Here is a 21986-nt window from a genome sequence, read left to right on the forward strand (position 1 = left end):
CGGCGGCACGCGGCGCAAAGCTCAGGGCACGAACGGGAGACCGAGCGCGAGCAGCGTCAGGACGGTGCCGGCGAGCCGCCACGGCCGCGCGTCCCGCCAGGGATGCGTCGAGGTGACGAGCGGACCCGCCGCGATCGCGAGCGAGGGCAGCAGCGGCACGAGCATGCGGTGGTGAGCGAGCGCCACCACGTAGATCGCCCAGTGCAGCAGCACGACGCTCGCGACCAGTGACCGCAGGCGTCCGAGCGGCGCGAGCCACAGCCCGGCGACGCCGCAGGCGACGACGAGCACGAGCAGGCCGCGCTCGAGCGCGACCACGACGCGCGCCGCGTCGCGTACGCCCTCGCGTAGCCAGCGACGCTTGACGAAGCGCTCGAGCTGCGAGCGCGTGCCGAGCAGATCGCGCGTGCTCTCGACGGCCTTCTCGAAGATCCACCGCGGCTGGCGCTCGGCGATCGCGCCCAGCACGAGGTCGCGCGCGATCCGCTCGCGCTCGCGCGAGCTGCGGATGCCGCGGTAGAGGTACGCCTCGCCGGCGCGCGGTCGCAGCCGCCGAACCGTCTGCTCGTCGAGGTTGCCGTGCGCGAGGATCCGCCAGCGGCCGGTGGCGAGGACCGCCATGTCGTAGCGCGCGACGTTGCGTGCGATCCACGGCGCGACCACGGCGAGCGTCGCGACCGCGAGCAGCACCGCGGCGCGCGCGCGTGCGGCGAGCGCGACCTCGCGCCCGCGCCGCGCGACGAGCCAGACGGCCGCGATCGGCAGGAGATAGAGCGCGCTCTCGCGCGTCAAGGCGGCGAGCCCGAGCGCACAGCCGGCGAGCACGGCCCAGCGCACGGCACCGCTCCGCTCGGCCCGCTCGAGCGCCCAGATGGTGAGCACGAGCAGCAGCGCGTAGAGGTTCTCCGACCACAGCAGGTGCGCGTAGTGCACGAGCGTCGGGTGGACGGCGCACAGCAGCCCCGACGCGGTCGCCGCCGCAACGCCGACACGCCGCCGTACGACGTCGAACACCAGCGCGACCGTCACCAGCGAGAGCGCGACCTGCACGAGCCGCGCGCTGGCGAGCTCGTCGCCGAACAGCGCGAACGAGGCCGCGATGACGCTCGACTGCCCGGGCGGCCTGAGCCCGCCGGCGTACCTGCCGGAAGCGAGCAGCGAGCGGGCGCGCGCGACGTAGTAGGTCTCGTCGCCGTGCGTTCCCTCGAGGTCGGCGAACGCGAAAAACGCGGCGAAGCGCACCGCGACCGCGACCAGCAGCACGAGCAGCAGGCAGAGCGCCGCGCGCCTTCGCGTCGCCGCCTGCTCGGTGGAGGCGCGCCCACCGTGTGCCGTGCGTGCGACCTGCGGCTCGACGCTCACAGGTAGCCGAGCGCCTTCAGCGCTTCGACGGTGTCCGCGTCGGGGGTCGGTAGCGGTCGACCCCGCTCGGGCTGCTGCAGGGCGGCGAGCGCCGCCTCGAGGCGCTCGTCCTTCGTCGCGGGCCACAGGTTGGTGCGCTCGCCCGGATCGCGCGCCAGGTCGAAGAGCTCGCTCCGGTCGCTGCGACCGTCGTGCAGCAGCTTGCGCGTGGGCGAGCGGACGCCGCGCAGCGCCTCGTAGCCGTCGTGCGAGCTGGTCTGCAGGGCGATCAGCGTGTCGTCACGTCGCAAGTCGTCGCCGCGCAGCGCCGGTACCAGCGAGCTGCCCTCGAGGCCCTGCGGCAGCGGCGCGCCGGCCAGCTCGAGCACGGTCGGCACGACATCGAGGAGCGACACCAGCGCGGAGACGCGCTCGCCGCGCGCGACGCCCGGACCGAACACGATCAGCGGCACGCGCACGACCTCCTCGTACAGCGTCCGCGAGTGACCGAAGCCGTCGTGCTCGAAGAACTCCTCGCCGTGGTCCGAGGTGATGACGAAGACCGTGTTCGGCGCACGCTCGCGCACCGCCTCGACGAGCTCCGCGATCTTCGCATCCATCGCGAGGATCTCGCCGTCGTAGAGGTCGACGAGCCGCTGGCGATCCTCGGCGGACAGCTTCACCCGTCCCTCGCGCACCGCCTTCTGGAAGTCGAGGAAGCCCCGCACGCCGAGCGGCTGCAGGACGTTCTTGCCGCGCCTGTCGCGCGCAAAGCGGTTGAACGCCTTCGGCGGCCGGTACGGCCAGTGCACGTCCATGTAGTGCACGAAGAGGAAGAACGGCGGCTCGAGCGTCCGCACCGCCTCGAGCACCGCCGCGTGACGGCGCGCGCCGTCGCGCTTCTTGCGCGCGAAGCTCTGCTCGAAGCGCTCGAAGCCGCGTGCGAAGCCGTAGCTGCGATTGACGAAGGGCGCGTTGATCAGCCCGATCGTGTGAAAGCCGTGCGCGCGCAGCAGCTCGGCGAGCAGCGGCACGTCGTCGCGGATCGGCGTCGCCGACGTCACCGCGCCGTGCCGGTACGGCGAGACGCCGGTCAGCATGCTCGCGTGCGCCGGCAGCGTCCACGACGACGGCGACACCGCGTTCTCGAACACCACGCCGTCGCGCGCGAGCGCGTCGATGTTCGGCGACGTCGTGCGCTCGTAGCCGTACACGCCGAGGTGATCGGGCCGCAGCGTGTCGATCGAGACGAGCACGACGTTCGGCGGCCCGGACGTCGCGCTCGTCGTCTGGCAGCCGGTCAGCAGCGGCACGACCAGCAGCGCGACCAGCAGACGCCGTAGCCAGGGCGTCGCCAGCACGGCCGCGAAGGCGGCCAGGCTCGCGCCGGCGCCGGCGAGCCGCCAGCGCTCGCGTACGGTTCGACGACCGGCGCCGACCAGCAGCGGCCCGACGTAGAGCAGAAAGAACGGCAGCAACGGAACGCGGAAGCGGTGGTTCGCGTTGGCGACGATGTAGACCGCCCAGTGAAACAGGATCAGCGCGACCACGAGCAGCTTGAGGCGCCCGCCGGGCACGAGCCAGAGCGCGACGATGCCGAGCACCATCGTGACAGCGTAGTACGTCGCTTCGACCGTCGTCACGTTGCGCATGAAGTCGTTCCAGCCTCGCGCGAGCCAGCGCGACTTCACGAACCGCTTGAGCTGGGACGCGGTCGAGAACAGGTAGTACGTGTTGCGCAGGACCTTGCGCACGATCCACCACGGCTGCTCCTTGGCGATCGCCGCGAGCGCCGTCTCGCGCGCGTACGCGGCGCGCTCGAGCTCGTCCTCCATCTCGAGATAGCGCTCGTGGAACTCCCTGTTCTCTTGCGACATGCCGAGGATGCGCTTCTCCGGCAGAAGGTTGCCGACCGCGATCGGAAACCAGCTGTTGGTCGAGAGGACGAACGGCTTCCCGAGGAGGACGTAGTTGCGCGCCATCCACGGCGCGATCAGGAGCACGACCGGCAGCGCGACGAGCGCCATGCGGCGGATCCGCGTCGCCGTGCGCGGCGCAGGTCCGATCGCGAGCCACAGCAGCACGACCGGGACGAACGCGAACAGCATGTCGCGCGTCAGCACCGCGGCGCCGAGCGCCAGCCCGGCGCCGACGAGCCAGCCGTCGCGCGCGCTGCGCTCGGCGCGGTCGAGGCACCAGAACGCGAGCAGCAGCAGCGTCGCGACGAGCGTCTCCGTCCACAGGAAGTGCGTGTACGAGATCAGCGTCGGGTGGAGCGCCATGAGCAGCGCCGACAGCGTCGCGGCGAGCGTGCCGAAGCCCGCTCGCACGATGCCGAACAGCATCGCGATGCCCGCGAGCGACACTGCGATCTGCGCAAAGCGCGCCTCGCGCAGATCGCCGCCCGCGGCGAACACCACGGAGAGCAGCGCCGGGTGTCCGGGAGGGCGTAGCGCGCCGGTGTAGCCGGTGCCCGCGGCGAGCGAGCGCGCCGCGCGCACGTACCAGCCTTCGTCGCCGCGCAGCACCTGGACGTCGCCCCAGGTGAGCACGGCGGTCAAGCGAAGGGCCGCGGCGAGCAGCAGCACCGCGACCAGGGCCGCGACGCTCCTACTCGACATACCCGAGCGCACGGAGCTTGCGCCGCACCTCTTTCGAGCGCAGCGGCGGCGGCTGCACGGCGACCGCGTTCGCCGTCTCGTGCTCGCGCCAGCTCGCGATCGCGGCCGAGAGCTCGCTCACGCGCTCCGCCTCGCGCGCCGCGAGGTCGGTGCGCTCGCCGGGATCCGACGCGAGATCGAACAGCTTGCGCTGCCCCTGCTCGAGCGCCTCGATGTACTTCCAGTCGCCGCGCCTTACCCCGAAGCCGAAGCCGAGCATGCCGCGCCGACGCGCGCGCTTCCGGTCCTCGAAAAACGGGCGCTGCAGAAAGACCGCTCGCTGCTCGTCCCCGGCGCCATCGGCGACCACCGCGAGCAGGTCGATGCCCGCGAGCACGCCGCGCGAACGAGCGAGATCGAGGCCCGTCGCGGCGGCCACCGTCGGCAGCACGTCGACCAGGTGCGCGGCGCTCGCGACGCGCACGCCGGGGGCGAGGACGCCACGCCAGTGCAGGACGAGAGGCACGCGCACCTCCTCCTCGAACACCGTGTGGTTGTGCCCGAACATGCCGTGCTCGCCGAACGCCTCGCCGTGGTCCGCGGTCACGATGGTGAAGAGCCCGCGCGAGCCCGCGGCGCGCGCGAACGCGTCGACCAGGCGTCCGAGCTGCGCGTCGGCGTAGAGGATCTCGCCGTCGTAGGCGTCCATCCGGCGGTCGTGACGCCCACGGCGGGCGGGGTCGCTGAACGCGCTGCCATACGGCTCCGGCGCCCGATAGGGCGCGTGCGGGTCGAAGAGATGGACCCACACGAAGCGCGGCGCGGCGTCGTCTTGCTCCGACCACCAGGCGATCGCGCGATCGACCGTGTCGGCACCGAGTCGGTCGAAAGCGGACTCGACCGTACGCTGGTTCCACTCGCGCCGCTTCATCGAGCCTCGGCCCTCCTCGAAGCGGTCGTCGAAGTGCGCAAACCCGCGCGCGAAGCCGAACTCCGCGGACACCGGAAAGGAGCTCACGAAGGCGGCGGTGCGGTAGCCACGCGCGGCGAGGAGCTCGGGCAGCGTCGGCGGCTCGGCGCCGAGCGGAATGCCGTTGCGCAGCACGCCGTGGCCGAGCGGGTAGCGTCCGGTGAGCAGCGTCGCGTGCGATGGGGCGGTGGTCGGCACCGGCGCGTACGCGACCTCGAACAGCGCGCCCTCGGCGGCGAGACGATCGAGGTTGGGCGAGGTCTTTCGCTCGTAGCCGTAGGCCGAGAGGTGGTCGGCGCGCAGCGTGTCGATGGTGACCAGCAGCACGTGCGGTGGCTCGCGGCGCGCCGGAGCGTCACACGCCGACGCGACCAGGCAGCTCACCAGCGCGATCAGCCGAACGACCTCCGACCGCGCCGGCCTCCGACGGCTTCGGCGGAGCGGCATCCCGCGCTTCGTAGGCAAAACGGTCGGCGACCTTCAAGCCATCGCGTCGCTACCGCGACGCGGCCCAGGTCGCGGCCACGACGCCGGCGAGGCCGACGGCGTTCGCGATGCCGACCACGACGACCACGAGCAGCGCCGCCGTTCGCGCCGAGCACCGCCAGCGCACCGCCCTCGGCGGCACGAGCGCCAGCGCGACGAAGGGAACGAGCGGGTGCAGGTAGCGACCTTGGATGCCGTGGATCGCGGCGCCGCCAACGGTTGACCACTTGATCCAGGCGCCGAGCGAGATCACGACGATGCACGCGAGCACGGCGCCGAGGAGCAGCAGACGCTCGCGGATGCGCGCCGACGGCGCGGTCGCGTCGCCGGCGATCAGCGCGACGAGCGTCGCCAGGCAGAGCACGACGACCAGCGTCGGCGGCCTCACGCTGAGCAGCAGCAACCTGCCGACGAAGGTGTCGGCGAGACGCCAGATGCGCCCGGGGGTGAGCCAGGTCGCGCCGAGCACCTCGACGAAGCGTCGCGGATTCTCGAGCAGCATGCGAAGCTGTACGTCGGGGTTCGCGCGCCGGGGGTTGTCCCACATCCAGTCGTCGAGCGACGCGAGCCAGAGGGCGCTCACCAGCAGCGGGACGCCGAGCATCAGCGCGAGGGAAACCAGGCGCGTACGTGGCGTCGCGAAGCGTTCGCGCGGAATCCCGAGCACGCCGAGCGTGAGCGGCAGGTAGCCCTGCTTGCACAGCGCGAGCACGCAGCCGGCCGCGGTCAACGCGACCAGCTCGGAGGTCGACAGGGGTCCCGCTCCGCGCCACGCGCGCAGCATCAGGGCAAAAAACAGCAAGGCGCAGCCGGTGGTCATCGTGTCGGCGGTGAGCCCGCTGCGCAGAAACGTCGTCATCGGCAGCAGCGCGAGCAGACACAGCGGCCAGGCGAGCGCGGGCGTGAGCCGCAGCGCCCACCACACCAGCGCGACGCCCCCCGCGAGCAGCGCGAGCCGCGCGAGATAGAGCAGCGCGAGCGGACGCGCCCCGACCGCGCGTCCGACGCCAACCGCCGCCACGGCGGGCAGATACACGACCGGGCTGTACGGGAGCGTGCGATCGCCGGCGAAGTGGACGGCGCGCTCGGGCTCGAGTGGCATCGCCGCGAGCTCGCGCAGCTTGTCGATCGAGAACGCGCGCCGCGCGACGCGCGCCCGCGGACGCCGATCCGCCTGCGCACGCTTCGCGAATTCGTCGATGCTCGCCGGAATGTCGGTGCCTCCCGTGACGCCGCCGTATGCGATCTGCACGACGCGGCGCAGGTGGCGCAGCTCGTCGGGGACCTGGAACGGCGGTGTCAGCAGCGCGTAGACGAGGCCGAGCGGGATCGCGAGCACCGCGAACAGGCGCGCGGGATCGAGCCACCACGCGACGCGTGGACGCGTCGCGAACGTTGCGTCGTCGGCGCGCTCAGACGTGCGATCCGTTGCCGAGGTCGCGAACTTCGCGTAGTTGGTCGAGCCCGTAGTGTCGATGGTCTCGTTCCTCCGAGTCGCTCGACGGAGGCCTGACACTCACGCCCCTCCGCGAGCGGCCCTTTTTACGCGTACCGTGAGACCCTCGCCAGGCACGGCCAGGACCGCGCGCCACCGGGCGCCAATTTTGATCCTGCTCGCCGTGGCGGCGACGCTGGGCTGCGCGGCGCGCGAACAACCCCTTGCGGACGACTCACCGGCCGAGTGGCGGCCAAGCAGCGAGACGGGAGAGGAGCGCCGGCCGGACATCGTCGTCGTGGTCGCCGACGACCTCGACCTGCGCTCGGCGCGCAGCATGCCGTTCTACCAGCGCCTCGCGGCGCAAGGGCTCGAGTTCCGCCAGCACGTCACGCGCACGCCCGTGTGCGCGCCATCGCGCGCGTCGCTGCTCACCGGGCTCGGCTGGGAGCGGCACGGCGTCGGGGTCGGCGAGAAGGGCCGCTCCTTCCAGACGATGCTCGAGCACGAGCAGCGGACGCTCGGCCCGCTGCTGCAGGCAGCCGGCTACCGCACGATGCTCGCCGGCAAGTACATCAACGCGACGCCGTGCAACCACCGCCCCGATGGCTGGGACCGCTGGCTCTGCGTCTGCCGCTCGCTCTACGACGCGCGCAGGTACAAAATCAGCAATGACGGACGCGTCTACTGGTCGCGCGTCTACCAGACCGACTTCCTGCGCGACGCCACGCTCGAGTTCCTGCGCGAGGCGGACGAGCGGCCCACGTTCGTCTACCTCGCGCCGCCCGCGCCGCACGGACCGATGGATCCGCCCTCGCGACACGCCAACGTGGACGTCCCGCCCCTCGAGCTCCCGCCGTCGTTCGCGGCGAACGAGGCGATCGCGCGGTCGAGGCATCGGCGCCTCATGCGCACCTCGCTCGCGCTCGGCGAGATGGTCGAGGCGGTGCGTGACCAGCTCGAGTCGAGCGATCGCCCGTGGCGGCTGATCTTCACCGTCGACAACGGCATACAGCAGGGCGCGCACGGCTTGCTGCACAAGGACGTCGTCTGGGAGGAGTCGATCCGTGTCCCGCTCGTCGTCCTCGGCTCCGACATCGAGCCGGGCGTGCGCGACGTGCAGACCATCCACGAGGACGTGGCGGCGACGGTGCTCGCGCTCGCGGGCGTTGCGGTTGGCGACATCGACGGCACCGATCTGCTGACGGCGCCGGGGCACGACGAGGTGTCGATCCGCGCGAGCAGCTCGAGCGCCGTGCGCAGCACGACGCGCAAGCGCATCACCTGGGACGACGGCACGATCACGACCTTCGATCTACGCAACGACCCCTACGAGCTGTCGCCGCTGCCCACGTTCTGATCTCGGGAGCTCTCGGTCTCGCTCCGCGCCGCGGGCGCGAAGTGCAGCACCACGTGCTCGGGCAGCTCGACGAGCTCGCCGCGCCCGGAGCGCGCGAGGCCGGCGAGCACCGGCGCGAGCGGCCCCTCGCGCCGCGCGACGATCGCGTCGAGCGGCGTCTTCTCGAGCATCGCGAAGAGCTCCTTGCGGCGGTGACGGCGGCTGATCGGCCGCAGGCTGTACACCGGGCGGTCGAGCATCAGCGCGTACACCGCGCCGACGTCGCCGCCGAGCGGTGCGTCGGCCGGAACCGTCGCGCGCAGGTGCTCGGTCGTCGCGCGCAGGCTCGCCCAGTGCTCGGGTCCGCGCGAGTGCTCGACCTCGAGGGGCAGCATCGCGATGCCGAGCACGACGAGCGCGCCGAGCAGCACCGCGTCGACGGCGCGCGCCGGCGCGATCTTCCGGCCGAGCCAGCGCAGCGTGTCGACCAGCGCGCCGAGCGCCAGCACCATGACCGGCAGCAGGAGCCGCACGGCCGCGACGTAGTAGCCGATCAGGACGGCGAGCGTGCCGAGCGCGAACCACTCCGGGCTCTCGCGCCTGCGCACGAGCGTCACGAGGAGCGCGCCGACACCGATCGCTCCCGCGAGCGGCGCCCAGGGCGACGGGCGGCGCGTCGTGCCGGCGCTCGCGAAGGTCGCGGCGTAGCCCGTCGCGTTGCGCTCGAGGCGCTCGAGCAGCAGCCCGACGTCGACGAAGCTCGCCGTCGGATCGTTCGGGTCGCGCCGCAGAAACGCCGTCGTGTACGAGTACAGGTCGGGCGAGTCGTACTGCGACGCGTACGACGGCTCGAGCGCCCACGGCAGGTAGAGGAGGACGAAGAGCGCGCTCGGCGCCGCGAGCCGTCGCGCCGCGAAGCGCGCCGCGGGCTCGCGCGCGTCCGCGAAGAGCCAGCGCACCGCGCGCTCCGCGACGAAGGCCGGCAGCAGCACGAGGTTCGCCGTGCGGAAGTAGCACGCGAGCGCGATCGCGACGGCGACCACGGCGTCGCGCGCGAAGCCCGGTGCGGCGTTCGCCCAGCGCATGGCGAGCAGCGCGAGCAGCGCGAGCGCGAGTGCCGGCACGTCGGACATCACCTGGTTGGCGAGCGACTGCAGGAGCGGGTTCACCCACACGACGAGCGCGGTCGCGAAGGCGAGCGTCGTGCCGATGCGTGGCGCGAGCAGCAGGAAGAGCAGCACCACCGCCGCGACCGCGAACAGGCTCACGAACACGTTGAGCGCGAGGAAGTCGAAGCCGCGCCAGGCGACGAGCGGCGCGAGGGTCGAGCTGAAGCCGGGCGGCCGCAGACGGAACGGCTCGCCCATCACCGTGTAGCCCTCGCCGTTCGCGAGCGAGCGCGCGGCGAGCAGGTAGCGCGCCGCGTCCGGCCGGTCGTCCCACCAGTCCTGCACGAGCCAGGGCAGGCTCGCCAGGGTCAGCAGCACGAGCGCCAGCGCGACGACCCAGGTGGAGCGCGCGGAGCGCCCGCCTCCGTCCATGCGCAGCGTTTGGAGAAGCGCGCCGCGCACGTCAAGGTGTGCACCGTGCGCGAGCGCGACGCGCGTCACGCGACGTCGGCTCGCGGGTCCGCGCGCGCGAAGCCCGCGCCCTGCACGTGCGCGGCGGCGACAGGTTGACAAGCTCGCGCGGGACCTGAATGCACCGTCGAGCGGAAGGATCCACCTTGCGAATCTGGAAGCTGCTTCTGCTGCCGGCCGCGATCGGCATTGCGCTGCTCGGCTGGCGTTGGGCGAGCACGCCCTCCCCTGCGCCCCAAGCGCCGCCCAACGTGTTGCTGGTCTCGATCGACTCGCTGCGCGCGGATCGCGTGCACGCGATGGGCAATCCGCACGAGACCTCGCCGACCATCGACGCGCTGGCGCGTGATGGCGTGCTGTTTCGCAACGCGGTCTCGTCGTCGTCGTGGACGATCCCCGCGCACATGACGCTGCTCACCGGGATGCTGCCGGGCGAGCACGGCGTGATCGCACCGACGCGCCAGCTCCGCGAGGACGTGGTGACGCTCGCCGACGCGTTCCGCGTCAACGGCTACGCCACCGCAGGCTTCGTCTCGGGCCCGACGGTGCGCGGGGTGTACGGCTTCGCCCAAGGCTTCGAAACCTACGACGACGACACCATCGTCGCGCCGAACCGGCTGCTGTCGCAAAAGGGCATCACGTCGCCGACCATCGCCGAGCTGGCCAGCGGCTGGCTCGAGCGCTGGCACGCGAGCGACGAGCGCAAGCCGTTCTTCCTGTTCCTCCACTGGTGGGACGTGCACTACGACTACGAGCCGCCCCCGCCCTACGACCGCATGTTCGACCCGGACTACCGCGGGACGATCACCTCGGACGGCTTCGAGATGAACCCGGCGATCCATGCCGGCATGCCGGAGGAGGACCTCCAGCACCTGCTCGCGCTCTACGACGGCGAGCTGCGCTTCACCGACGAGCACATCGGGCGGGTGATCGCGCTGCTCGATCGCCTCGGCGTGCTCGACGACACGCTGGTCGTGGTGACCGCCGATCACGGCGACGAGTTCTTCGAGCACGGCGGCAAGGGCCACGGCCACACGCTGTTCGAGGAGGTCGTGCACATCCCGCTCGTCATCCGCTACCCGCGGCGCGTGCCGGCGGGTCAGGTGGTCGAGCGGCAGGTGCGCCTGGTCGACGTCGCGCCGACCGTCCTCGGTCTCGTCGGCGTGACGCCGCCGCCGGGCTTCGGCAGCCGGACGTCGTTCCCGGACGTCGGCGGGCGCGACCTCACGCCGTGGATCACCGACCCCGAGCGGATCGGCGACCTGCCCGACCTGCCGGCGATCCTCGAGCTGCGCAAGGGGCTCATCGCGGTGCGTACCAACGAGCACAAGCTCATCGTGCACCTGAAGAACCACCACCCGCCGTACCTGTTCGACCTGGTCGCCGACCGCGCCGAGACCAAGAACCTCGCTTCCGACGACCCGTCGTCGCCGACCGCCGACGTGCAGGCGCGCTTGATGGAGCTGGTCACGGGCTGGCGGCGCGAGATCCCCACGCTGCCGCGTGCGTACAAGCGGCTCACGCTCGAGCCCGAGCTGGAAAGGCGCCTCGAGGCGCTCGGCTACGTCAAGCCAAGGAGCAAGAGGCGCCAGCGTCGCAAGGCCGCCGCGACGCAACCGGCGCCGGAGGCGACGGCCGCGCCGACGCCTCCGAGTGCGCCGGCGCCTCATTGAACTGCGCCGGAGACCGCCGTTTGCGTCGCCTGTCGCGACGACGTCGCCGGTCGTCGTCGCCGACGTGCGTCAAGCTCGAACGAACGACAGCGGCGGGATAGACGGCGATCGCATCGGGCCCGGTCCCGAGCTCGACCAAGGCGTCCCGGGGCGGCGGAAGCGACGACGCCCAGCGGCAGCGGCGCTGGCTTTGCCGGACGACCACCATCTCGATGGGAAGGTGCTCGAGCAGCGCGCGCACGTCGCTGGGCGCGCTCCGACAGCCGATCCAGTGGAAACCGGTCGAGGTCGTCAGCGCCGCGAGCCGCTGCGGAATCACCATCGCCACGAGCTTCGCGTTCCGATCGAGCCACGCCGCCGCCAGCACGTCGTGCGCCGGCGGTGGCGCAATCAGCTCGAGGACGCGGGAGCGACCGCCGCGCGAGCGCGGAAGCGCGCCGGCTGCGGGCAGCGCGATCACCACGAGCAGGATGCCGGCGACGAGCGCGCGCCAACGCGTCCGCGCCGCACGATCCCCCTGCGGCGCGAGCAAACCGTGCCCGACCACGGGGAGCGCGACCGCGACGAGCAGGATGAACGGCAGCCGGTGGCGCGCGTTCAGCAGCGGCGACAGGTGCCCGGGCAAGAGAGACCCCAAGCCCACGAGAACGACGGCGACGGCGAGGTCGGCCGAGCGCCCGGCGAGCGGCCAGCGCCCTGAAACGAGCCGCTGGCCCAAGGCAACGAGCGTCGCGAGCGGCACGGCGAGCGCCGCGATGCCGAACCTCGCGACGTACGACACCCGCGACGGCGCGCCCGGCAGGAAGCCGGCCGCGATGCTCGCGAGCGCGTCGCCGCCGAGGCTCACCGGCCCCGGCGGCAGCTCCGGTGTCTCGCGGTGCGCGGCGAAGTCGACGAGCAACGCGGGGTTGAGGTCACCGACGCGCGCCGCGAGGTGCACGATCCACGGCGCCAGCACCAGGGCGGCGCCGGCGAGAGCCCCGAGGACGCTCGCCACGAAGCGCCGCTCGCGGCGTGCGGCGAGCGCGAGCGCCACGACGACGGCGGGAATGGCCGCGGCGAGCTGGTAGCGCGTGAGATACGCCCCGGCCGCAAGCGCGCCACACGCCACCGCCCAGCCGAGCGGACGCGTGCTTCCGAGCGCCCGCTCGAGCGCGAGCAGCGAGGCGAGCAGCATCGTGAACGCGAGCGGCTCGGTGAGCGGCTGGAGGGTGGCGTCGACGAAAGACCGGCTCGACGCGAGCAGCAGCACGGCGACGTGGCCGTAGGTCACCTCGAGCGGTCCGAGCGACGCAAGCACGTCCGCGCGTGGTCCGAAGCCACGCGCGAGCGCGTTCGCGAGCGCGTAGAGCAAGCTCAGCGCGACGGCCGCAAGGACGATCGGCAACGCAATCGCGGCGAGCTCGACGCCGATCAGCCGCCCGCCGAGACCGAGCACGAGAGGCCACAGCGGATACACCGTCGCGGGGCTCGGCAGCTCGCGCAGCCCCTGGTTGTGCATCGACACGCGGGTGACCAGGCCGTCGCCGTCTGCGACGTGGCGCGCGACGTGGACGTAGTAGCTGCCGTCGACGCCGAAGCCGCCGGGGATCGGGCGATCGCGAAGGACGACCGCGACGAACGTCGCGAGCAGCAGCGCCAGCAACAGCGCGCGCTGGATGCGGTGGCGACGTTGAGGCTCGTCCATGCCCCTGGTAACCAAAGCGCCTCGCCGGCTCGTCGCGCGAGGGCGAAACGAGCGGGCGAGTGTAATGCACCGACGCCCCCCGGTCACACGAGCGACCGTGTACGAGACGTTTTGCAAGAACGGTCCCCGTGGCCGTCGAGACCGCACCCGACGCGGCGCTTCACGGCCGCGAGCGTGTGTCGCCGTGCTCGCGCTGCTGCTCGTCGCGTGCGCGTCGAGCGCGTGCCGCGACCGCGCCGAGGAGCCGGCGGCGACAGCCACGGTCGCAGCGACGGCGGCCGCACCCGCGGCCGCGGCGACGGCGACCACGACGGCGATCTCGCCGGCGACCGCGCCGGGCGCGTCCGCAGAGGACGGCGAGCGCCCGTACTCCGTGCAGCTCCACGTGCACGGCTCGTTCAGCGAGGGCATCGGCAGCATCGACTCGCACAGCTACGAGGCGACCGACGTCGGCGCGGACGTCATCTGGTGGAGCGACCACGACTTCCGCATCGCGACCTGGGGCCACGTCTCGACCTTCGGCTTCGAGGACTGGAGCGAGGACATGCCCGAAGCCGGGCTGCCGGGACGGCGGCGGCGCAAGGGCGCGCGGGAGCGCAAGAAGCAGCTCGTGCCGCTCGGCGGCACGACGATGCTCGAGGGCACGGAGGAGTTCGTCACCGACGAGCCGCGCGAGGGCGCGAAGAGCCTGCGCGTCGAGACGACGAACGAGAGCGACGACTTCGTCGGACGGCGCTACGCGCTCACCGCGGATCGCGGGCTCTTCAAGCGGCCGCTCGCCTCCGAGGTGACGCTCGAGCTGTCGGTGCTGCCGGAAGCGCTCGGCGAGGATGCGCGCGCGGTGATCGACATCACGCTCTCCGAGCACCCGCCGCGCGAGGGGCTGCCGTTCACGGTCTACCACCTGCGCTACGTGCTCGGCGGCGACACCGAGCAGCCGTACCGCGACGGCACGACCTTCGTCGTGCCGGTGCCGTGGCGTCCCGGCGAGTGGAACGACCTCGCGCTGCCGGTGAGCCGCGACGCCGTGCGCGGCTTCCCGTTCATTCACGGCGAGGACAACAGCTTGAGCGCCATCGTGCTCGGCGTCGAGGCGCGCCGCGGCGCGACCGCGCGCGTCCGCTTCGACGACCTGCGCATCCAGCAGGAGCTGAGCGGCACGGCCGCCTTCGAGCGTCAGGGGCGCCTGATCGACGAGGTCGCACGCGACTACCCGAAGCTGCGCCAGCTCCAGGGCGTCGAGCTGTCGTGGCTCGGACACCACCTGAACGAGTTCAGCGTCGACACCCGGCTCGTCGACTACGAGCGCATCCGACAGGAGCTGCCGCCGCCGGGTGACGAGAGCTGGCGCATGCGCTTGACGCGTCGTCTGATCGAAGACGTCCACGCGCGCGGCGGGCTCGTCTCCTACAACCACATGTTCGGCGCCATGATGGAGGGCGCCAGGCCGCACGCGACGCGCGAGGAAGTGCTCGACGAGCTGGTCGCGAACGAGGCGTACGGCGCCGACATCCTCGAGGTCGGCTACCGCGACCGCGGCGGCCACCCGCTCGCCGACCACCTCTGGGTGTGGGACCAGCTCGCGCAGCACGGGCTGTTCCTGGTCGGCACCGGCGTCAGCGACTCGCACGGCGGCCCCGATCAGCGCTGGCGCACCGACGCCAACAACTTCGTGAGCTGGATCTACGCGCGCTCGCCGGAGAAGGCGGACCTCCTCGAAGGCCTGCGCGCGGGCCGCGTGTTCTTCGGCGACCTCGTGCTGTTCGACGGCTCGCTCGACCTGATCACCAAGGGCGGCGCGCGCATGGGCCAGATCGTCGTCACCGACGCGCCGAGCGAGGTGGTGCAGGTGCGGATCGACGGTCTCGCGGTCGGCGACGACGTCCGCCTGATCGTCTCCGGCAACGAGGCGGCGCGCTGGAGCGCGACGACGCCGCTGCTCGTCGAGCCGTACGAGGTCACGCTCGACGAGACGCGGCCGACGGTGGTGCGCGTCGAGGTGTTCACCGCCGACGGCAAGGCCAAGGTGTTCAGCAACCCGATCACCTTCGTGCGCGAGCCGCCGGCGGGCGAGCGGCTCGGGGCGCGGCTCGTCGACCTGCGCTGAGGCGCCGCGACGGCGGCGCGCTTCTGCAGCGCCGCCAGAGTCTCCAGCCCCGCCGTCCATCGCATCGCGGCGACCATCTGGCAGTTGCCACAGCAAGAGCGATGACGCGCGTGGGATTGCTTGACGGCGTCGCTGGGGCGACTGGCGCCGCCGCATCCTCGTCGGGGAGCGTCGTGGGCTCGCGCTTCTCGACGTCCGGTCGAGGCGTCCCGACGCGTGCTCTCGCCTTTGCGGACCGGACGTGGCGCGGCCCTGCGGCCCCCCGCGAACGCTCAAGAAACGGCCCCATCAGGCCGATGTGAGGGCGATGACCGGAGCTTTCGACGGCTCGGCCGCTGACTCCGGCGACACCACGCTCGCCACGGAGCCGCTGGGCCTTCGGCGCTCGTACGCCGCCGAGACGATGCGTCTCGTGCGCTCGCGGCTCGACGTCTCGCTGGCGCTGTTCTCGCTCCTCATGGGCATCGACGTGCTGTTCGAGCACCGGATGCCCGGCCACGAGGGCGTCGTCGGCGCGTACGGTCTCGAAATTTTGCTCTGCGTCGTCGCCTGCCTTCTCACCCGCGTCCGGAGGCTCGCGCGCCACACGATCCCGCTCGCCGTCGGCGCGACGTCGGGCCTCGCGCTCATCATGCTCGGCTACAGCGCGACGATCGCCGCGCCGGCCGAGGCGGTCGTGATCGGCCAGGTGTGTCTCATCACCTGTCTCGCGGTCGTCCTGCCGTGGGGCGTGCGGGCGCAGCTCGTGCTCGCGGCGATCTCGTTCGCGGGCTTCACCTTGCTGCTGCCGCTGTTCAGCCGGACGACGCCTGCGCTGTTCTCGCTCATCGGCCTGTCGGCGGGCGTCGCGTCGTCGTGCGTCGCCGCGTTCCTGCTCGAGCGCTACCGCTTCGAGGCCTTCACCCGCGCCGCCGAGCGCTCGCGCGCGTACGCGCTGCAGGAAGAAGAAGCCGAGATCTCGACCGCGCTGCTCTACGCCGGACAGACGCTGAACGAGTTCGTCGGCCGCGCGGGCGTGCTGCAGGAGGTGAACCAGCTCGTCACCCGGGCGCTCGGCTGCGACTGGTGCTCGACCTTCGTGCTCGACGAGCAGACCAAGTCGCTGCGCTTCGTCGCCAACGTCGGCTCGCCCGAAGACGTGCGCACCGAGTTCGAGCACATCGACTTCCCGTTCGGCAGCCTGCCGCTGTTCGACGAGCTGCACCGCGGTCGCCTGGTCGAGATCGCCGACCGCAACACGCAGAGCCTCGTGCCGCCCGACCTGCTCGCACGCTGGGAGGTCGCGTCCATGCTGTGCGTGCCGATCTGCCGCAACGAGCACCTGATCGGCTTCATCGCCTGCGGCTACCGGACGCGGACCGGGCCGTTCTCGCGCAAGCAGCGTCGGCTCGCGGTCGGCATCGCGCAGGCGGTCGCCGTCGGGGTCGAGAACGAGCGTCTGATCCGCGACCTGCGCGCCGCGAACCGCCTCAAGTCGGACTTCGTGTCGACCATGTCGCACGAGCTGCGCACGCCGCTGAACGTCATCCTCGGCTACGCCGAGATGCTCGGCGACTCGTCCGACGTCTCGCCGCAGGAGCTGCAGCAGCTCGCGCAGGGCATCCGGCGCAGCGCGACCGAGCTCCTCGAGCTGGTCACGGCGACGCTCGACCTCGCGCGCATCGAGTCCGGTCGCGACGAGCTGCACGTCGAGCCGGTCGAGCTCGCGGCGCTGCTGCAGGAAGTGCAGCGCGAGTTCGAGCCGCTGTCGCAGCGCGCCGGACTCGAGGTCCGCTGGCACGATGGCTGTCCGGGCGAGGTCGTCGCCGCGGATCGCGTCAAGCTCAAGACGATCATCAAGAACCTGGTCGGCAACGCGATCAAGTACACGCCGCAGGGCACGGTCGACGTGCGGATCGGGCGCGACCGCGAGGACGTCGTGTTGACGGTGTCCGACACCGGCATCGGCATCGAGCCCGACCACCTGACGACGATCTTCGAGATGTTCCGCCAGATCGACGGCTCCGCGACCCGCACGTACGGCGGCGTCGGGCTCGGGCTCTACATCGTGCGCCAGCTCGTCGACCGGATGCACGGAAGGATCACGGTCGAGAGCGAGCCGGGGGTCGGGTCCACGTTCGTCGTCCGCCTACCGCTCACGCGCGTCACGACGACGTCGCCGCAAGCGCTGGTTGCGCGCGCGCTCGCCGACGCCGGCGTCCGCACCCCGACGTCTACAACAGCGCGATCGGGTTGACCGGCGAGGCGGTGCCGCGCCGCACGACGAGCGGGGCGATCGTCAGCAGGAACTCCCAGCGCCCCTCCTCGGCGCAGGCGCGCGCGAGGTCGCGCAGCTCGAGGTTGTCGAGCAGGTGCAGGCCCATCGCGACGATCGCCACGTTGTGGATCGGCAGGCGCACGCCCTCGATGCGCGACGGCACGACGTCCGAGATGCCGTCCGAGCCGAGCGCCGCCACGCCGCGCTCGTGCAGCCACGGCAAGCACGAGGCGTCGAGTCCGGCGAGCTTCGCGTGCGGCTCCCACGGGCCGTGCACGTCGCGGTAGTCCCAGCGTCCGGTCGGGATCAGCAGCGCGTCGCCCGGCTCGACGCGCACGCCCTGCGCGCGCTCGCAGCCCTCGAGGTCGTCGACGTAGATCGGCTCTCCGGGCTCGAGCCAGCGTACGCCGCGCAGCCGCGGCACGTCGAGCAGCACGCCGCGCGTCACGACGCCGTCGCGCAGCTCGTGAATCGCGAGCTCGAGCGCGCCGTGCGCGGTGACGCGCGTCGCCGGATAGCCGTTGTACAGATTGCCCTCGTGGAAGATGTGGCAGAGCGCGTCGATGTGCGACGTCGCGTAGCCGTGCGAGGCGAGCGCGAAGTAGTCGCCGCCGTAGCTCTCGGTCGCGGTCCCGGTCATCAGGTGCACGACCGGGTGCGGGTTGTCGATCGCGGGCTCGGTCGGCAGCGGGCGCGCGCACGACACCGTGCGACCGCTGCGCACGAGCCGCGTCGCCGCGAGCCGCTTCTCCGGCGTGATCAGGTTCAGCGTGCCGAGCTGGTCGCGCTCGCCGAAGCGTCCCCAGTTCGAGAGCGTGCGGTGCAGCTCGAGAACCTGCTCGCGGGTCAGCGGCGGTCGCACGGCCACGGCGTCACGCCTTCGCGCCTTCGACGGCGCGCCGCGCGTCGGCGACGATGCGCTCGACGAACGCGCGGTACTCGTCGCGCTTCGCCTCGCTCGACGCCTCGAAGCGCAGCACCAGCGCGGGCTGCGTGTTGGACGCGCGCACCAGCCCCCAGCCGTCCGGGAAGCTGACGCGCACGCCGTCGACCTCGTTCACCGGGTAGTCCTTCTTCAGCACGTCGCGCACGCGCTCGGCGACCGCGAACTTGACGTCGTCCGGGCAGTCGACGCGGATCTCCGGCGTGTTGAACGCGGGCGGCAGGCCCTCGAGCAGGTCGAGCACGCCGCCCTCCGAGCGCGCCAGGATCTCGAGCAGCCGGCACGACGCGTAGATCGCGTCGTCGTAGCCGAGGAAGCGGTCGGCGAAGAACATGTGGCCGCTCATCTCGCCGCCCACCGCGGCGCCGGTCTCCTTCATCTTCGCCTTGATCAGCGAGTGCCCGGCCTTCCACATGATCGGCTTGCCGCCGCGACGCTCGACGTCGTCGAACAGGCGCTGCGAGCACTTGACCTCGCTGATCACGATCGCGCCCGGACGACGAGACAAGATCTCGCGTGCAAAGATCACCAGCAGCTCGTCGCCCCAGAGGATCCGCCCGCCCGGCGCGACGACGCCGATGCGGTCCGCGTCGCCGTCGTAAGCGATGCCGACGTCGGCGTTCGTCTCCGCGACCTTGCGGATCACGTCGGCGAGGTTCTCCGGCATCGTCGGGTCGGGGTGGTGGTTCGGGAAGCGTCCGTCGGGCTCGCAGTAGAGCTCGATCACCTCGCAGCCGAGCGCGCGCATGATGGTCGGACCGATGCGCCCCGCGGCGCCGTTGCCGGCGTCGACCACGACGCGCAGCTTGCGCGGCAGCGTGCCGAACTGCTTGCGGCAGTACTCGACGTACGGCGTGACGATGTCGTGCTTGGTGACCTTACCCGCGCCCTGCGCGAACTCGCCGCGCTCGATCTCGCCGCGCAGCGTGGCGATCGCCTCGCCGTAGATCGCCTCGCGCCCGAGGCAAATCTTGAAGCCGTTGTACTCGGACGCGTTGTGGCTCGCCGTCACCTCGATACCGCCCTGCACCGGCAGCTCGAAGAGCGAGAAGTACATGAGCGGCGTCGGGCACATGCCGATGTCCGCGACGTCGACGCCGGTCTCGCAGAGGCCGCGGATCACGGCGTCGGCGTAGGCGTCGGAGGTGAGGCGGCAGTCGCGCCCGACCGCCATCGTCGGCGTCTCGCCCGGGTGACGCGCGCGCAGCCGCGTGCCGATGGCACGCCCGAGCGCGTAGGCGAACTCCTCGTCGAAGTCCGCGCCGGCGACGCCGCGGATGTCGTACTCGCGAAAGATCGTGGGATTCATCTTCATGGGCGGAGCCTCAAGCCGCGGGGGCGGAACGTCGGTGCGACCTGCCCGACGACGCGCGCGCACGCCGCTCGATGCGGGCGAGCGTGAGCGCCATGTCGAGCGCTGCCCGCATGCTGCGCGGGTCGGCGGTGCCGCGGCCGGCGAGATCGTACGCCGTGCCGTGGTCGGGCGAGGTGCGGATGAACGGCAGCCCGAGCGTGACGTTGACCGTGTGGTGCACGTCGAGCTGCTTGACGGGGATCAAGCCCTGGTCGTGGTACATCGCGACGACCGCGTCGTGACGCGGGCCGATCGCGGAGAACAGCGTGTCGGCCGGCACCGGCCCGAACGCGTCGACGCGCGCGGCGCGTGCGCGCGCGATCGCCGGCGCGATGATCCGCGCTTCCTCGTCGCCGTAGACGCCGCCGTCGCTCGCGTGCGGGTTCAACGCGCACACCGCGACGCGCGGACGAGCGATCCCGAACCAGCGCTCGAGGTGGCGCGCGGTGATGAGGATCGTGTCGCGGATGCCGTCGACGGTGAGCGCGCGCGGCACGTCGCGCAGCGCGAGGTGCGTCGTCGCGAGCACGACGCGCAGCTCGTCGCGGTAGGCCATCATCAGCCGCACGTCGGAGCGGGTCAGCTCGGCCAGGATCTCGGTGTGCCCGGTCGAGGCGACGCCGGCGCGGTCGAGCCACTCCTTGCTGATCGGCGCCGTGCAGATGCCGTCGACGAGGCCTGCCTGCGCGAGCTCCACCGCGCGGCGGATCGAGCCGTACGCGACGTGCGCCGCGGCGACGCTCGGCTTTCCCGGACGCCGCTCGCGCGCGCGCAGCGGGCGCGCGAGCGCCGCGTCGGGGGCGACCAGCGGCAGGCGCAGCGCGCCGCGTGTCCGCGCGGAGCGCGCGCGTCCCGAGCGCGCGCCGGCATCCTTGGCGCCCGGCTGCGCAGCGAGATGACGCGCGAGCTCGTCCGGCGACGTCGGCTCGAGCTCGATCGCGAGGCCGAGCCGTTCGATGGTCTCGCGCGTCGCCTCGGCGTCGCCGATCAGCACGACGTGCGCCGGCGCGCGCTCGCCGCGCCGGCGCGCCTCGACGACGAGGTCGCGCACCGCGCGCAGTGCGACCTCCGGCCCGACACCGACCGGGTCGCCGAGCGTCACGGCCAGTGTCGCTGCCCGCGGCGATCGCATGCTGGTTCAGCGCAGCGTGAGCGCTACTTGATCACCACCGAGTGCCCCTTGCGCAGGTCCTCGGTGACCCATTCCTGGAAGCGCTGCTCGACCGCCTGCGCGTAGAGGCGCTCGCGGATCTTGTCCTGCACCTCTTCGAGCGGGACGCTGGTGCCGAGCTGGCGGTCCTCGATGTAGAGGATGTGCAGGCCGAACGGGCTCTGGATCGGCTGGCTGTACTGGCCCTTGCGCAGCGAGAACGCGACCTGCTCGAGCTCGGGCCGCATCTGACCGCGCTTCAGCGTGCCGAGCATGCCGCCCTGGCTCGCGTCGGGGCTTTCGGACATGTCGCGCGCGACCTGCGCGAAGGGCTCGCCCTTCTGCAGACGCTCGTAGGCGCGCTGCGCCTTCTGGCCGAGCTGCTCGATCGCCGCCTGCCCGCCCTCCTGCGGGATCGTGAAGAAGATGTGCCGCACGGTGACGGCGTCGGCCTCGGAGAACTGTTCCTTGTGCTCGTCGTAGTACTTCTGGATCTGCTCGGGCGTGATGTTGACCTGCGAGCGGACGTTGCGCGCGAGCAGCTGGCTGCGCTGGATCTCCTTGCGCACCTGCGCGCGGTAGCTCTCCATCGTGAGCCCCTGCTGCTCGAGTGCGGCGGCGAGCTTCGCGTCGTCCAGGTTGTTCTGCTTCTTGATCTGCTCGATGTAGGCGTTGACCTCTTCGTTGCTCACGCCGACGCCGAGCCGCGAGCTCTCGAGCTCGACGATCATGTCGTTGATCAGCAGGTCGAGGACCTTCCTGCGATCGGCCTCGCTGATCGTGGAGGGGTCGACGCCGCGCACGTTGGCCGCGATGAAGGCGTCGACCTGGTAGGAGGTGATCGGCTCACCGTCGACCGTCGCGACGACGCGATTCACCACCACCACCGCCTTCGCCGGTCCGGCCGCGAGCAGCAGCGCCACTGCGAGCGCGGCCGCGCAAGCGCGTCCACGGAAGATCGATTCTCGCCTCACTGCCGTCTCTCTCCTGTTCCTCGTTGCTCCGCCGGGCCCTCGCCCGCGGGAGCTCCGGCCGTTCTACCTGCTGCCGACCGCGCTGGCCAC

Annotated in this window: 14 protein-coding genes; 4 read left to right on the top strand and 10 right to left on the bottom strand. The window is 72.1% G+C overall.

Features of this window, described 5'->3' with window-relative positions; translation table 11 throughout:
- Positions 1 to 21: 21 nt before the first annotated feature.
- The 4 genes from VIS07_09850 to VIS07_09865 all read right to left on the bottom strand — a co-directional run bounded on the left by VIS07_09850 (position 22) and on the right by VIS07_09865 (position 6913).
- A complete protein-coding gene (locus VIS07_09850) occupies positions 22 to 1362 on the bottom strand; it encodes a glycosyltransferase family 39 protein (GenBank protein ID HEY8515801.1) in 1341 nt (446 codons plus the stop codon).
- Entirely contained in the window at positions 1359 to 3962 is a 2604-nt protein-coding gene (locus tag VIS07_09855; protein ID HEY8515802.1) for a sulfatase-like hydrolase/transferase, read from the bottom strand. The genes VIS07_09850 and VIS07_09855 overlap by 4 nt, the downstream gene beginning before the upstream one ends.
- Positions 3952 to 5295, bottom strand: a complete 1344-nt coding sequence (locus VIS07_09860; protein ID HEY8515803.1) for a sulfatase — start codon at positions 5293 to 5295, stop codon at positions 3952 to 3954. Before VIS07_09860 ends, VIS07_09855 begins: the two co-directional genes overlap by 11 nt.
- Positions 5296 to 5407: 112 nt before the next feature.
- Positions 5408 to 6913, bottom strand: coding sequence for a DUF2142 domain-containing protein (locus tag VIS07_09865; protein ID HEY8515804.1), 1506 nt, complete (start codon positions 6911 to 6913; stop codon positions 5408 to 5410).
- Between the two features lie 37 nt (positions 6914 to 6950).
- On the opposite strand from VIS07_09865, the gene VIS07_09870 reads away from it, so the two are divergent.
- Positions 6951 to 8192: a sulfatase-like hydrolase/transferase gene (locus VIS07_09870; protein HEY8515805.1), complete on the top strand. Its 1242-nt coding sequence runs from the start codon at positions 6951 to 6953 to the stop codon at positions 8190 to 8192.
- Here VIS07_09870 and VIS07_09875 read toward each other — a convergent pair.
- Positions 8162 to 9712, bottom strand: a complete 1551-nt coding sequence (locus tag VIS07_09875) for a hypothetical protein (GenBank protein ID HEY8515806.1) — start codon at positions 9710 to 9712, stop codon at positions 8162 to 8164. The genes VIS07_09870 and VIS07_09875 overlap by 31 nt on opposite strands.
- 185 nt (positions 9713 to 9897) lie before the next feature.
- Here VIS07_09875 and VIS07_09880 point away from each other — a divergent pair, with 185 nt between their 5' ends.
- Positions 9898 to 11424 (top strand): sulfatase, encoded by a 1527-nt coding sequence (locus tag VIS07_09880; protein HEY8515807.1) that lies wholly within the window; start codon positions 9898 to 9900, stop codon positions 11422 to 11424.
- On the opposite strand, the gene VIS07_09885 is transcribed toward VIS07_09880, so the two are convergent.
- The gene (locus tag VIS07_09885) at positions 11318 to 13111 is read right to left on the bottom strand and encodes a hypothetical protein (protein HEY8515808.1); all 1794 of its coding nucleotides are present in this window, start codon (positions 13109 to 13111) and stop codon (positions 11318 to 11320) included. The genes VIS07_09880 and VIS07_09885 overlap by 107 nt on opposite strands.
- 184 nt (positions 13112 to 13295) lie before the next feature.
- On the opposite strand from VIS07_09885, the gene VIS07_09890 reads away from it, so the two are divergent.
- Together VIS07_09890 and VIS07_09895 are read left to right on the top strand one after the other, a co-directional pair.
- Positions 13296 to 15218 carry a hypothetical protein gene (locus tag VIS07_09890; protein HEY8515809.1) on the top strand — a complete coding sequence of 641 codons (1923 nt, stop codon included), beginning with the start codon at positions 13296 to 13298 and terminating at the stop codon, positions 15216 to 15218.
- Between the two features lie 307 nt (positions 15219 to 15525).
- On the top strand, positions 15526 to 17454 hold the full coding sequence (locus VIS07_09895) for a HAMP domain-containing sensor histidine kinase (GenBank protein HEY8515810.1): 1929 nt from the start codon (positions 15526 to 15528) through the stop codon (positions 17452 to 17454).
- Here the strand turns inward: VIS07_09895 and VIS07_09900 are convergent.
- The 4 genes from VIS07_09900 to VIS07_09915 are packed head-to-tail and all read right to left on the bottom strand — an operon-like array spanning position 17432 to position 21896.
- A complete protein-coding gene (locus VIS07_09900; GenBank protein HEY8515811.1) occupies positions 17432 to 18343 on the bottom strand; it encodes a cyclase family protein in 912 nt (303 codons plus the stop codon). The two genes, VIS07_09895 and VIS07_09900, sit on opposite strands and share 23 nt — an antisense overlap.
- A 4-nt stretch (positions 18344 to 18347) precedes the next feature.
- The gene (locus tag VIS07_09905) at positions 18348 to 19733 is read right to left on the bottom strand and encodes a phosphomannomutase/phosphoglucomutase (GenBank protein ID HEY8515812.1); all 1386 of its coding nucleotides are present in this window, start codon (positions 19731 to 19733) and stop codon (positions 18348 to 18350) included.
- Positions 19734 to 19743: 10 nt separating this feature from the next.
- Positions 19744 to 20874 carry a 4-hydroxythreonine-4-phosphate dehydrogenase PdxA gene (gene pdxA, locus VIS07_09910; protein HEY8515813.1) on the bottom strand — a complete coding sequence of 377 codons (1131 nt, stop codon included), beginning with the start codon at positions 20872 to 20874 and terminating at the stop codon, positions 19744 to 19746.
- A gap of 53 nt (positions 20875 to 20927) precedes the next feature.
- Complete coding sequence (locus VIS07_09915) at positions 20928 to 21896, bottom strand: peptidylprolyl isomerase (protein HEY8515814.1); 969 nt, start codon at positions 21894 to 21896, stop codon at positions 20928 to 20930.
- Between the last annotated feature and the right edge of the window lie 90 nt (positions 21897 to 21986).

Source organism: Candidatus Binatia bacterium, assembly GCA_036563615.1.
Classification (GTDB): Bacteria; Desulfobacterota; Binatia; order UBA12015; family UBA12015; genus DATCMB01.